This is a genomic window from Shewanella glacialipiscicola, assembly GCF_023283485.1.
GTDB classification, from domain to species: Bacteria; Pseudomonadota; Gammaproteobacteria; order Enterobacterales; family Shewanellaceae; genus Shewanella; species Shewanella glacialipiscicola.
This window is the reverse complement of the sequence record NZ_JAKILU010000002.1, coordinates 114,796-128,164: the sequence shown is the minus strand read 5'-3', so window position 1 is coordinate 128,164 and position 13,369 is coordinate 114,796. Positions and strand designations below refer to the sequence as shown.

At 42.2% G+C, this 13,369-nt stretch carries 14 protein-coding genes; 6 read left to right on the top strand and 8 right to left on the bottom strand.

Features of this window, described 5'->3' with window-relative positions; all coding sequences use genetic code 11:
• Positions 1–6 precede the first annotated feature (6 nt).
• Complete coding sequence (locus tag L2717_RS02065; RefSeq protein WP_220774642.1) at positions 7–720, bottom strand: DUF2461 domain-containing protein; 714 nt, start codon at positions 718–720, stop codon at positions 7–9.
• Positions 721–1,134: 414 nt separating this feature from the next.
• Here L2717_RS02065 and L2717_RS02060 point away from each other — a divergent pair, with 414 nt between their 5' ends.
• Positions 1,135–1,698 carry a PhnA domain-containing protein gene (locus L2717_RS02060; RefSeq protein ID WP_220774367.1) on the top strand — a complete coding sequence of 188 codons (564 nt, stop codon included), beginning with the start codon at positions 1,135–1,137 and terminating at the stop codon, positions 1,696–1,698.
• A 108-nt stretch (positions 1,699–1,806) separates the two neighbouring features.
• Here L2717_RS02060 and L2717_RS02055 read toward each other — a convergent pair whose 3' ends face one another.
• The gene (locus L2717_RS02055) at positions 1,807–3,012 is read right to left on the bottom strand and encodes an MFS transporter (protein WP_220774368.1); all 1,206 of its coding nucleotides are present in this window, start codon (positions 3,010–3,012) and stop codon (positions 1,807–1,809) included.
• Between the two features lie 233 nt (positions 3,013–3,245).
• Here L2717_RS02055 and L2717_RS02050 point away from each other — a divergent pair, with 233 nt between their 5' ends.
• The 3 genes from L2717_RS02050 (at position 3,246) to L2717_RS02040 (ending at position 5,633) form a co-directional block, all read left to right on the top strand.
• Complete coding sequence (locus L2717_RS02050; protein ID WP_220774376.1) at positions 3,246–3,803, top strand: MarR family winged helix-turn-helix transcriptional regulator; 558 nt, start codon at positions 3,246–3,248, stop codon at positions 3,801–3,803.
• Between the two features lie 167 nt (positions 3,804–3,970).
• Positions 3,971–4,984: a succinylglutamate desuccinylase/aspartoacylase family protein gene (locus L2717_RS02045; protein ID WP_220774369.1), complete on the top strand. Its 1,014-nt coding sequence runs from the start codon at positions 3,971–3,973 to the stop codon at positions 4,982–4,984.
• A 22-nt stretch (positions 4,985–5,006) separates the two neighbouring features.
• The gene (locus tag L2717_RS02040; protein ID WP_220774370.1) at positions 5,007–5,633 is read left to right on the top strand and encodes a fumarylacetoacetate hydrolase family protein; all 627 of its coding nucleotides are present in this window, start codon (positions 5,007–5,009) and stop codon (positions 5,631–5,633) included.
• 35 nt (positions 5,634–5,668) lie between these two features.
• Here L2717_RS02040 and L2717_RS02035 read toward each other — a convergent pair whose 3' ends face one another.
• Positions 5,669–5,911, bottom strand: coding sequence for a hypothetical protein (locus L2717_RS02035; protein ID WP_220774371.1), 243 nt, complete (start codon positions 5,909–5,911; stop codon positions 5,669–5,671).
• Positions 5,912–6,244: 333 nt separating this feature from the next.
• Between L2717_RS02035 and L2717_RS02030 the strand changes: the two genes are divergently transcribed.
• Positions 6,245–7,030 (top strand): hypothetical protein, encoded by a 786-nt coding sequence (locus L2717_RS02030; RefSeq protein WP_220774377.1) that lies wholly within the window; start codon positions 6,245–6,247, stop codon positions 7,028–7,030.
• 255 nt (positions 7,031–7,285) lie between these two features.
• On the opposite strand, the gene L2717_RS02025 is transcribed toward L2717_RS02030, so the two are convergent.
• Entirely contained in the window at positions 7,286–7,843 is a 558-nt protein-coding gene (locus tag L2717_RS02025) for a BON domain-containing protein (RefSeq protein ID WP_220774372.1), read from the bottom strand.
• Positions 7,844–8,111: 268 nt separating this feature from the next.
• Positions 8,112–8,588 (bottom strand): glutamyl-tRNA reductase, encoded by a 477-nt coding sequence (locus L2717_RS02020; protein ID WP_220774373.1) that lies wholly within the window; start codon positions 8,586–8,588, stop codon positions 8,112–8,114.
• A gap of 234 nt (positions 8,589–8,822) precedes the next feature.
• On the opposite strand from L2717_RS02020, the gene L2717_RS02015 reads away from it, so the two are divergent.
• On the top strand, positions 8,823–10,196 hold the full coding sequence (locus tag L2717_RS02015) for a sigma-54 interaction domain-containing protein (RefSeq protein ID WP_220774374.1): 1,374 nt from the start codon (positions 8,823–8,825) through the stop codon (positions 10,194–10,196).
• Positions 10,197–10,892: 696 nt separating this feature from the next.
• On the opposite strand, the gene L2717_RS02010 is transcribed toward L2717_RS02015, so the two are convergent.
• The 3 genes from L2717_RS02010 to L2717_RS02000 form a co-directional block, all read right to left on the bottom strand.
• The gene (locus tag L2717_RS02010; RefSeq protein WP_220774375.1) at positions 10,893–12,605 is read right to left on the bottom strand and encodes a diacylglycerol kinase family protein; all 1,713 of its coding nucleotides are present in this window, start codon (positions 12,603–12,605) and stop codon (positions 10,893–10,895) included.
• A gap of 112 nt (positions 12,606–12,717) precedes the next feature.
• On the bottom strand, positions 12,718–12,912 hold the full coding sequence (locus L2717_RS02005; RefSeq protein WP_076496814.1) for a hypothetical protein: 195 nt from the start codon (positions 12,910–12,912) through the stop codon (positions 12,718–12,720).
• A 26-nt stretch (positions 12,913–12,938) separates the two neighbouring features.
• On the bottom strand, positions 12,939–13,115 hold the full coding sequence (locus L2717_RS02000; protein ID WP_076496813.1) for a DUF1328 domain-containing protein: 177 nt from the start codon (positions 13,113–13,115) through the stop codon (positions 12,939–12,941).
• Positions 13,116–13,369: the final 254 nt, after the last annotated feature.

The window sequence follows — 13,369 nt, the reverse complement described above, 5'->3', positions numbered from 1 at the left end:
CTGTTTTTAGAAGTCTAAGTCCAGCGCAAAACATAAATAGGCCATCAATTGAGTACAGTGCGCAAATTGCTCGGCACAAAAGCAGGCTGCATCTGGGCGGCAGAGGTCTTCAAAAACGATATTTTTTATGGCGATAAAATCTTTGCGTTTTAGTTCTGCCAGCATAGGGTGATTTTTATCAAATCCCTTTGGCGGTCTAATCAAACTGTCACCATCCATGTTAAACCCATGACTCTGCAAGGTTTGTAGCGCCTTTTTATAGCCATTGGGATTCTCATCGATACAGGTTCGAATGGCATTTAAGGCTTTCGATTCTGGGTGCCAAATCCCCGCAGCAATAAAACAGCCTTCTTCGGCAATGTGCACATATAGCCCTGGCGCATGCACGTCTTTGGCCTGAAAATGCCGAAATTGAATACCGACATTGGTTTTATAGGGCGTTTTATCTTTACTGAAACGACTGTCTCGCTGTGGGCGCATCAGACTTCCACCGACTTTTTTCGGCACCGCAGTCAGTCTAGGTGAGAGGGCGAGAATACTCGGCTGCATTTGCTCGATAAACTGTAGCGCAGGCGTTCGCACAGTCTCTTCGTATTCTGCTTGGTGGGCTTTAAACCAGTCGCGCGAGTTGTTTTGCGCCAGTTGATTTAAAAATTGCAGGCTCGTGGCACTGAACGTTGCACCAGTGGCAAAGGGGATTATAGTTGTGAGAGTGGCCATTATTGGTGAACCTTTTTAATGCAAGTGAAACAGATTGTTCTGAACTCAATAAGTTTGTGCTGAGCGAAAATAATACCTTAAAAATGATCTGTTTTTATTAAATAAGTATTTTACCACTGTCAATTCTTCAATAAATTCTCACTTCAACTTAGTTAACCCTATGCTTTACTGAGTTTTTTAAATCTATTATTAACATATGAGTTGCAAGTAAGATAATGCGAACCCGACGGTTATTTTTACTACGTGGCGACATTCGTTTGAGTTTAACCTATGAGTTTTGAGTATAAATAAAAGTAACGTAATGGGATCTGTGTGGAAAACTTATAAAAAATAAGGTTATCTCGCCGTGTCATCTGCCGCCTAAAGTCTATTTATGGCATAATCCATGTTTTACTTGGCATGAATGATAGAAAAATGACTGAAAACGAATTGTTAACCCGCTGTGGCGGCAAGTGTGAACTGTGTGGTAGCGAGCTTGAACTCTCTATTTATGATCTGCCGGCTTCAGATGGCTATGAGAATGAGATCATGATTTGTGAAACTTGCAGTAGCCAAATTGCGGCAGCGGATACTATGGACATGAACCACTGGCGTTGTTTGAACGACAGCATGTGGAGTCCTGTACCAGCAGTTCAAGTGATGTCATATCGTATGCTTAAGCGCTTAAATGGTGAAGGTTGGGCGCAAGATTTACTGGATATGTTGTATCTTGAAGATGATGTAAAAGCGTGGGGCGATGCTGAAGTGGCCGCAACGGGTGATGATACAACACCAACCTTAGACAGTAATGGCGCCGTGATCAACGCCGGCGATACTGTGGTGATTATCAAAGATTTAAACGTTAAAGGCACCAGTTTTGTGGCTAAGCGAGGCACTGCGGTGCGTAACATTGCATTGACAAATAATCCAGAGCATATTGAAGGCCGTGTTAACGGTACTCGGATTGTTATTCTGACGTGTTTTGTTAAAAAATCTTAAGTTGTTTAAGTTGTACCTAGTGTGGGCTCGATTTATCGAGCCGCACACAATAAAAAACCGCCATGCTCGTTAATCGATATGGCGGTTTTTTTATTTTAAATGTGAGGCTTAAGATACGCAGCGCGTGGCTTGGTATTGGCGTACATAACCCTGCGGATTAAATTGCCAAGATAATATCCATGCAATCACACTTAAGCCACCAAGTAATAACCAAGCACTATTAAAGCTATTGAAATGATCGCGGATCAATCCAGCAATCCAAGGCGAGATAGCCGCTATGGTATATCCCACACCCTGCACGAAGGCTGTTAACTTACCCGCTAACATCGGATTATGTTGATGATCCATAGTCACAATTAATCCGAGTGGAAAAATCCCGCCTATGCCTAATCCAGCGAGTCCCGCCCATAAAAATAGTGACACTTGAGGGGCGAGTGCAAGGCCCATAAAGCCGATGAGTTGCAGTAAGCACAGTAGGGCTATGATGGCGCGTCTGTCCGTTGACTTACTCGCTAGCCAAGGAAACACTAAGCCCGCGATCACTTCCATGCTGGTTAAAAAACCTAACACTAATCCTGATTGAGTTTGGCTATAACCTAGCTCGACTGCGTAGGGGGCTAACCATGCCAGCACACAGACATAACAGCTTGTGCCTAAAGCAAAAAAAATCGCTAATAACCAGCTGCGACGAAAACGCCAAAAGCTAAGCTGCACAGCTTGTTTTTCAGTTTGACTCGGTAATGCGGCTTTGTGCTTAACAATAAGCCATAGTGCGAGTGCCAGAATGCCTAGCCAAGTCCAATGACCTAATCCCGCACGCCAACCTAAGTTCATCCCGATAAAAGGCGCACTGCTGGCGGCTACAGCGGCGCCGCCCATAATGGCCGTAATATAAAGCCCCATCATTAAGGGCACTCGTTCACCGAAATTGAGTTTGATCATGGCGGGCATTATGGTCTGAATAAGGGCGATGCCGACCCCAGCCAGTAATGCCGAGCATATTAGCCAATTGGCATCTATCGCCCAGAATCGCATCGCAGTGGCAAGGATCAACAGGAGTAATGATCCCGTCATCACGGTATTGAATCCTAACCGTTTAGCGATACTAAAGCCTGCAAAACAGCCCAGTCCCATGGCGAGTACGGGCAGCAATGTTAGCATAGAGGCTAAGGTAAAACTTAAGCTGATATCCTCTTGTATGCTGGGCAGCAAAGGCCCGACGGAGGCGAGAATGGGGCGTAAATTTAGACCGATAAGAATGAACGCGAATCCGAGAAGCAATAAATTCGCTTTCTCTGTCTGGGGTGACGACATGGTTTTCTCCAACAAAAACGGATATTAGTTTACGAAAAGTCTATAGGTGTGCACTGTATTAGAATGCGAGTGTTGCGCTGCTTAGGTTGTTATCCTCGATGGGTTTAAGGGATAAACAACGCAAAAGAATCTCTTTTAAATGTATCTCTATATAAAGATATTTTAATTTTGCGGGAAAATGTCTAATATGTAAAGAATCTTTATGTAGAGATAAACTTATGGCAGCAAAACCGATGACATCAAACATTAAGATGGCTAACACCAGTCCAGCAGAAATTGACTCCACCACGACAATCAATCAACAAGATGGCCTTGACCGAATTGTTAATCAATGGCAACAACAAGGAGTGGTAGAGGATTTGATTCCTATGGCGGCGCTGGGTCGTATTGCCCGGCTAACGAAATATATTGAGGCGATGTTACTGCAATGCCATGCTGAATTTGGTTTGGGACAAGGCGAGTTCGATGTGCTTGCCACTTTAAGGCGTTCGGGTGAGTGGTTTACACTCTCGCCTTCACAGCTTTATCAGAGCATGATGCTAAGTTCTGGTGCTATGACGAGCCGTTTAGACAGACTCGAAAATAAGGGGCTGATTGAACGGGCGCACAGTAAGGAAGATCGCCGCGCCGTACATGTCTCGTTAACTGCTGAAGGTAAGGCGCTTATCGATAAGGCATTGCCGCATCACATTCAATGTCAAAGTACACTGTTAACGGGCGTTTCTACTGAGGATAGACCTATTCTATTGCAGATATTAAAAACCTGGTTGAATCAATTTGAGCCGCAATAAAACGTTTATTTTACGGTACTTAAATCAGTTTATTTATTATCACACACTCTACAAAGTATAGAAAATAATCAAATTCATAATGTTATGTCTTAAAATACAGTTCGCCCCCTGATGGGGCGTGCCAATGTGTGCAGCGGGATAACATTTGATAGTACAAGGGAGTCGCCATGGTAAAAAGACGAGAAGCTTTTGAGTTAGCAGGAAACCGAGTCACCGCAGGAACCCAGTTAGGGATCAAACTACCCGCTGCAAAGTTATATACCGATACGCAACTTGATATCCATGTAGAAGTGTTTCACGGGACTAAACCTGGCCCTACGTTACTGGTGTGCGCCGCTATTCATGGGGATGAGCTTAATGGTATCGAAATTTGCCGCCGACTATTAGCCAGAGTCAACCCTAAAAATTTAACGGGCACGTTAATTGTGGTGCCAATAGTTAATGTGTTTGGTTTTATTCAACAATCTCGTTATTTACCCGATCGGCGCGATCTTAATCGTTGCTTTCCTGGTTCCAGCAAAGGGGCGCTAGCCAGCCGTTTAGCGAATTTATTTGCGACTCAACTATTAGTCCATGCAACCCATGTAATTGATTTACATACCGGCGCCATCCATCGGGATAACTTGCCGCAAATTCGCTGCGATACAAATAACGAAACCATGCTCGCGATGGCAAATGCCTTTGGTGCGCCGTTGATCATGCACTCAAAGGCGCGCGGTGTATCTATGCGCGGCTATGCGAATCAACAAGGCATCCCTTGTATTTTATACGAGGCAGGCGAAGCGCTGCGTTTTAGTGAGTTATCAATAAAGTCTGGCCTAAAAGGTGTGCTTAACGTGATGCGCAGTTTAGGCATGCAAAAGGGGCGGGTGAGCAACAAGGGCTCAAGTGTTAGCGCTATCCGCAGTTATTGGGTACGTAGTGAGTCCGACGGTTTAGTGAATATGAAGCTTAAGCTCGGCCAACGGGTCACTAAGGGATATATCATTGCCCATATCGTTAGCCCTCACGGTGGTGACAGTGTGGCGATTCGTGCGCCTACCGATGGCATTATTATTGGGATCAGTAATATCCCTGTGACTAATGAAGGTGAGGGTATGTTCCATATTGCCCAGTTTGAAGGTGATGAAATTGAAATTGCCAACGAACAACTCGATGAATTTTTAATGGAATATGCTTGATTAGACAACGAGAAGATAAAAGATGAAATCAGTCGTGTTAGGTGAAAATGCCGTAGTACCCACAAAAATTATCTGTATTGGACGTAACTATGTCGACCATATTCATGAGTTAGGCAATGAAATAACTGACGACATGGTGGTATTTCTAAAGCCCAACTCGGCAATTTCGACCGTACTGCTTGCTAAGCATCAAGGCGAAACTCTGCATTATGAAACTGAGCTGTGTTTTATGTTTCAACAGGGACGTTTTAGTAGCATTGCTGTTGGTTTAGATCTCACCAAACGTGATTTACAAACTCAATTAAAAGCAAAAGGCTTACCGTGGGAACGGGCAAAGGCCTTCGACGGTGCCGCATTATTTAGCCCATTTGTAGCGATTGATGATGTCGAGGCTGCGCTGTATTTTAGTTTAAGCATCAACGATAAACAGGTTCAAGAGGGGAGTATCGATTTAATGATTTATAAGCCCCAGAGCATAATGTCCGAGCTACAAACGTTTATGAGTTTAGATGAAGGTGACATTGTTATGACTGGCACACCCAAGGGCGTGGGGATCATTCCAACTAATAGTGTATTTCACGTCAAGCTATACCGTGGCTTGCAACTCAGTGCTGAACCTTTACTCGAATGGCAATGGTTAAGTGTTTGATAAAAAATTTAAATGAAGCCGAATGACTAGGATAGTTAGAGTCCTGCGACGGCTTCCATATCAAGTTCAATATCAGTGCAACCTTTAGCACAATAGATGCCTGCCATTTGTTCTATTTTTGCCTGCTCAGGCAATATCACTTTTAGTATTTGTTTGCAGCTAGGACATTGTACTGGCTTACCCTTGAATACTCTTTTAATAAGATTTTTCTGCTCATTAAATGAGCTTGCAGTGGATTGGTTTAATACGGCAAAAGGACTGGTAGAAGCAGTTGTCATCGGCAGAGAAATCCATTATTAAGGCTAAGTGAATAAGAGCAAATTAGTCAGGCAAGATATATCGCCAATTTGAGGGATTATAGCCTGAGTTGGCTCTTTATTGAAAAGACCAATATCAGTACGCCTCCCAGTACTTTTACTCATGTTTTAATTTCTTGGTCATTCCAAGTACATAAGTGAACTCAGTCTAACCAAAATATAAAATATTTTTTACTTTTTTGATTTTTCCCCGCACCGTTTTAGTCCAGTATCTGTAATACTGCACCAGCATTGATTTGATGTTTATCAGTGTCTAAAACATAGCGCACCAAGTGCGTGATTGGGGGAGATAAAATAAGTATGTTTTCAAAATTAACCATAACTGCAACCTTAGTGATATTGATCATACTCGCTGCGGGTATTTACCGTTTTAATCTGACCAGTGATGATCTTTATGGTGAGATTGAAGAAGAGCAGGTGATGTTCGATGACAACGTTGCTAATGAGGCTATGGCGGAGCAACCCATAAAACCGCAAGCGGGAGACGTTGAATCGGCAACATTTGTTGAGAGTGAATCGGTTGCCAATGCATCGGAAGTGATGTCAAAACTCTTTAACCTACAGACAGTTAATTCTTTTAACGTTATTTTGCCTGAAAGTGCTAAGCCTGTTGAATTGACCCATTTTATTAAGATTAATCAGATAGATTTTGCTATAGGAGATTATCAAGATGGTGAGGTAAAAGGTCGAGTGTTACTCGATTATTTGCGTATCACACCGCTTAATTTTGATCCGGCCCTTGAGCCAGATACCCAGAGTAGCGCTCCAATTCAAGACGATCCTACAGTGCAGATTATGCCTTTTGTTGCCCCATTTATAGTTACAACCCAAGGCTCGGGAGCATTTTGGTATCTTGGATTTTTTAATCTTGATTACGAATACAAAAGCCTGAAACATTTAAACAGTGTGATGCTTGGCGATAGAATTGAAATTGAGAGTATTGAACCTATCTATCCTTTCGAAGCACCCTATAAACTGTTAGTCACCTACCGGGATCGGGCGCCAAATCAACCTATGTCAGCCAGCCCTGAAATTGTGAAAACCTTGGCGGTGAATGTGAGTGAAACCGGCATATACTAACTCAGTGCTTGGCTATCTTTGATTATACCGCCCAGCTACGATTAGATGTTATGATTATTAGTCGCGTGACGTTTGAACGTATGCTTTTGTATTTGTGAGATAAAATTCTTTAAGGTGAGTAGGTTAACTAAGAGTATGTGTGGGGTAAGCATAAAAAAACCAGCCTAAGCTGGTTTTTTATGACTCTTTTTTATGGGGTACTCTAAAAAAGAATCTACATTAACGTACAGTTAAAATTGAGAGTATTGGCGAGATCTAAGAGGCTTTTTTAACCACTTTAATCTTATCAACGACCTTTTTCACATCGTCGGTATTTTCAGCGATTTTAAGTGCTAACTGACGTTCAGCATCGCTCGCAACTTCACCTTTTAAAGTAACAACGCCTTTGGCTACATCAACATCGATCTGGGTGCCAGAAACATCGGTTGAAAATAGTAAGCGAGTTTTGATGACGGTAGCAACTTTAGAATCGGTTAAAGTGGCGACAACTTCACTCGTACCTTCTTTCTCATTCATCACTGTGAGTTGGTTATCAACATCTTTCACGCCATCTAAGCTTTTAATCAACTCAGTTGCAAGTGCTTTATCTACGCTACTTTCTACTTTACCTGTTAGTGTTACCTTACCGTCTTTCACATCGGTATTGATGTCAAAGGAATTCAGGTTGGTGTTAAGTAATAAAGTGGTTTCGGCTTTACCATCGATCCATGCATCTTTAGCCCCATCTTTCCAGTCTTGAGCGACGACATTTAAGCTGATTGAACCGACAAGTAAGGTCGCGATTATTGATGCTGCTACAGTTGTGGTTTTCATAAGAATATCCTCCGTTGTTTTCTTGAATAAAGATAATGCTCGAATCGTGCCAGTTATTATAATTTACTGATTTTAATGTTGTTTTTTTATTTTTTACGGATATTAAGTTTATTTTGTTTCTATTCTTTTCGGTCTTTTTTACCGACTTAATGTAATTGTTGCATCGCAGTTTTTCAGCTGTGTGAGCGTGAGCGTCAGTGAAATATAAACCTTAAGCAATAAAAAAACCGCACTTTGTGTGCGGTATGGTCTAAGGCGAACTCGAATGTTAACGTCGGCAAAAAGAGATCATTTCATCACAACTGCTTTGTAGCCAAGCGGCACTATCGGCAAGCTTTTGGGCAATATGAGGTTGATAGACTTGTTTAACGGCATGTTTTAGTTGTACTAACCTGCATTGTTCAAGTTCAATTAAGTGGGCGACGCCCTTATGCCAACAATCTTGTTGCAGTAAGATTTGTGCCTGTACGTAAGTCGTATGCTGTGTATGTCCCCCGTACTCTGGCAAGGCTAGGTGTGCTGTATTTGAGAGCATAATGCGCCGTTGTGGTGGAGCCAGTAGTGCCAATATTCTCTGGTAGATATTTATCTGCATTGAAAAAATACGTTTCAGATTGTAGTCGTCAATCACGGTTATAGCGTGAGTGTAAAACCTCAAGCTATGCTGGCTAGATGCCACAATCTCATCAATTAACATGATGTCTGCGTTGATATCGGTCTGATGTTGCACAACATTAGACTTCATAATGTGCCTCCTTAATGCGTGTAGCTAACATGCTAGTAAATAATTCAGTGTTGTTCAGCTACCATGCATTTTTTGTTCTCTTTTTTAGTGTTATTTTAAGAGGCTGATTTTTAGACTGATATTTTTTATCCACACTAAATTAACGCTTTTGACTAGGAAACTATTACCGCTCTTATTGTTAAAAGTTCACGGTTAACATACAGTTGCTATCTATACACAGGGAGTGAAACTCGCATGACTCGACCCACACTTTTTTATCATCTGCATGACATTGGCAGTGAGCAAACCTTAATCCAACTAGATGGAGCAAAAGAGTTTAATAAATTACGCAGTGTTGATGATATATCTTGGCTAGCACAACTTGAGTCGAATCGTATTGATGTAGCAATTATAGAGTTACCCCGCCTGAGCCATGAAGATTATTTGAGCTTAATAGAAAGTGCCGCGATGACGCATATCGAGTTTATCTTTCTGTCTGATGGGCAACCTAATCCGCATCTTGATAAATTAATGTCCCAGTGCGCGGGTTACCATTTTCGACAGCCCTACGATATGGGATTAATTAGCGATACCTTAGCTGAATTTGGGCAGTATTTAGTGTCGACCTCCGCTCACCGCCCACGACCTTTTTCGAGTGAATTGGACCAATACGGTGTACTGGTTGGCTCTTCGAGCGCTATGCATAAACTTTATCGTACTATTCGCCGAGTTTCAGTGACTGACAGTAATGTGCTGATTATCGGAGAAAGTGGTGTAGGTAAAGAACTGGTTGCCAATACCATCCATCTTGCCAGCCCACGGGTGAATGAGCCTTTTATTGCTATTAACTGCGGAGCTCTGAGTCCCGAATTAGTGGACAGTGAGTTGTTTGGCCATGTAAAAGGGGCTTTTACCGGTGCTAACCGTGATCACAAGGGAGTGTTTGAGCAAGCAGAAGGAGGAACGCTATTTCTTGATGAGGTCACTGAAATGCCCATTGAGCATCAAGTCAAGTTGCTGCGAGTGCTTGAAAACAGTGAATATCGTCCTGTGGGCGGCGCCAAAGTGCAATTAGCCAATGTGCGTATTGTAGCAGCTACAAACCGCGATCCTATTGCGGCGATAGAAGAAGGGTTGTTTCGAGAAGATTTATACTTTCGCTTAGCTCAGTTCCCTATTCGAGTGCCTCCCCTACGGGAGCGTGGCGATGATATCATCGGGCTGGCACGGCATTTTCTGGCTTACCGTAATGTGGCGGAAAAACAAAGTAAATATTTCACTGACGCGAGTATTCAACTTATTAGTGCTCACCCTTGGTGTGGCAATGTGCGTGAGTTAAAGCATGCCATTGAGCGGGCGTATATTTTGGCGGATCAAGAGATTCTCCCCAGTCATTTGCAATTAACCACCGCAAGCGAGACAAATAGCCTTGAAGTCGAACACGTGGTGATCCCCCAAGGAATGCGTTTAGATGACTTAGAAAGGATTGCTATTTATCAAGCACTGGAAACAACGCAAGGTAATAAAACCGATACAGCAGAACAACTTGGTATCAGTGTTAAAACTCTTTATAACAAACTCAGCAAATATGAGCAGCAAGTTGAGTCAGATGAGCCCACGGTAGAATAGCTATCATCACTCACATTAAACTGCAATATTTTGATGATTTTATGTAGTGCAAATCGAAAAATTACAGTTATTACTTAAACATTACCGCCTTAAATAGTTAGCTTAAAAAGTTGAGCCATATTTTTCTCGCGGCGCATCTGATATCCCAAAACGGATAACAAGCTGGTAAATTTAGGCTGTTAAGAATGTGAGTTTTACTGGTCTAATAAAATTTACAAAGACGCTATGTGGGTTGTAATCGGGTATTAATTGAGGAATAAATAATGTTTTTTAAGAAAAAGGAGCCTCAAACGGTTGACGTTTTGGGCCGGCCATTTCGCTGTCTGGTGTGTCATCATGATTTATTTTGGTTAGGCCGGGCTCAGTTAAATACGGCATTGGCTACGTTTTTTAAGTTTGATTGGGCAAATCGGAGCGCAGCACATGTCAGTTGTGCTAAATGTGGTCATATTTCATGGTTTAAACAGTAGTGGGCATTTGGCTGCCTGCGACATCATTTTTGAGCAGGTCGCGGCGCCATCTACGCTTACGATTACATCGTTATAACCCCAGTTTTTGAGTGCTAATAGAGATGTGTTTAGAGCCTAACATTGAGTGGCTTAGCACCATTACGCCGAGATTATTAGATATTGAATACTTATGTTTTACGCCAGTGGTGATCTTGGCTTTATGTCAGTTAATTGATTTAAACATTCATTATAAAAACGATTCAGTTTCTATAGCCGGTTCTTGATAGGGAATAAAAACCTTAAGCGATGTGGGCTGGACTTCAATATATATGTCGTCTGGCTCAAATAGTTCGCCATCAATTACGTACTTACACTTTGGTTGACAGCTAATACGCACTTTTTTTGCATGGGCGTGGTTAACTTTACTGCTGCGAGTTTGCAGAGACTGCTCGGTTATGGCTGCTTTTTTATGTGTCTCAGAACGGTCTTCTTTTATCCATCCGGCCATCATCAGCTCTGCCAGGCTCAAGAGTTTATCACTAGGGTCATCCGCCGAATTTAACCAGGTAATATCAAGCAAGCCATCTGTCATATTTGGCTCGCCATCCCCCTGCGCGAGTACGCTAGTGAAGGGCGCCGCATTAGCAACAACAAGGCTATGGGTGGTGATATTTAGCGGCTCTGCATCATCTAAACTCAGCTGGATAGTCAGCGCATTATTGGCATTGACCGCGCGCCATAACCCATCGAGATAGGCGAGTTGCCCTAGGGCATTTTTACGCTCACGGCTCGCTGATTCAATCATTTGTTGCTCAAAGCCGATACCCACAAGTAATAACACTAACTGTCCATTGCAGCGGGCGGTATCTATGGCTTGGTAATGGCCTTGGATAATGTTATCCAAGGCTTGAGATACTGGGATCAGTTTACTGCTTAAGCCAAATAGAGCGTGACTTAAGGCGTTAGTCGTACCTAAAGGTATTATGCCCAATGCGATATCGGTATCGACAATTTCTGAGGCAACCTCAGTGACAGTGCCATCACCTCCGCAGGCGATAATAATATCAGCGCCAGCACCACGGGCTTGTTTGGTGAGGGTGTTGGCTGAAACATCCTCTGTTGTTAACGCTAAATGAACATCAAAATATGCCTTAAGCTCACTTTGAATTTGTTCGTTATATTCTTGCCATTTTCCGCCACCCGAGACAGGGTTAGCGATAATCCATACCACTTTATGAATGTTAATTTGTTTTTGGTGGTACATTTTTTCAACGGCTCTTAATTGCCATTTATTTAATCCCGCCGTTTTTCGAGCTTGTTTTATGCGTTGCAAAACCTTTGGGAAACTTTGGTGTTTATCTTGGCAAACCAGATAGGCTGCCAGAACTAATACTGAGCGGCCACGGCCCATAGCACAATGAATAAGCACGTTTTTTTGAGCTCTAACTTGGCGATGTAACCAGTTAACCGCTTGATTGATCTGGGCACTCGTTGGCACACTATGGTCGAGGATGGGAATATTTAAATACTCGATATGATCTTCAAATTGTGACCAGTCCAGCGCATCAAATTCAGCAGTAACATCAAGAATTGCTGTGATCCCATTGGCTTTTATGTTGGCAAGATCGGCAGGGACTAACCTGCTACCGAGGTAAAGTTGCTCGTCAATTTTTTGTATTGATGGCACAGAATCATATTTTCTGGCCCAGTAGTTATAGAAATGACTACCCAGTAAAAAGGGAATAAAACCCCAGCGAATATACCAAGGAATTGTGCCATCTTGACGCTTTCTAAAAATGTTCGCCAGATTAAACCAGTATGCTGATCCGACTAAAAATAATGACAAACTTATCCAAGCACATATAAACGTCAATAAGGGGGAGCTACCTATAATCGCTAAGCTGGCCAATATCACAGCACCCGCAAAGTAGAAATACTTAATGTGAATGTTGGCTAGCATAGGTCTCCTCCAAGGTTATTGGTATCCGTTATGTAGGTAAATTATTGCAGTTCAAGTAGATCAAAAAGGGTGGCAATGGATTTATCCATTGCCACCCTAAACTTAACGGCTATTAGCACTTTTTATCTTTAGCATTAACGCCTTCTTTAATATCTTCACAGGCATCTTCGATGGCATTACCTGTATCGGTAATCGCGTCATCAATTTTCTCACCAGCACTTTCGGCATTGTTATCACTACAGGCTGATAAACCTAAAGCGAGGAATAAGGTTAGTGCTGCGGTGCTCATCAGGGTAAATGGTTTCATATCTATCTCCTTTCTAAAAATTAAAATTAAAGTCGCGGCCCTTTACCTTTAAAGGCGTTGATCAGCAATGAAATCACCAGTAATACAATAAACAAAAAGAAAATAATTTTTGCGATCCCCGCTGCGGCGCCCGCAATACCGGTAAATCCAAATACACCTGCAATCAGTGCAACAATTAGAAATATCAATGTCCAACCTAACATATAAACCTCCTTGCCCTTGTATTAATCCTGCATCTGATCTTTGGTATCATCTGAAGGTTAATGGCTACTGGTTAATGGTAATAGTTATATTGCTATCTTAGTGCCAACTTTATAAATATCTATTAAGTTTTTGATTTTTAGTTGTTATTAATATTCACGTGTTGCTGCAGATTGGCGCTGGTAGTGATGTAGTAGGCAATTTTTACCTAATCTTCGGTAAGAGTTTCAGTCGTAAAATGTCCAAAAAGTGCATC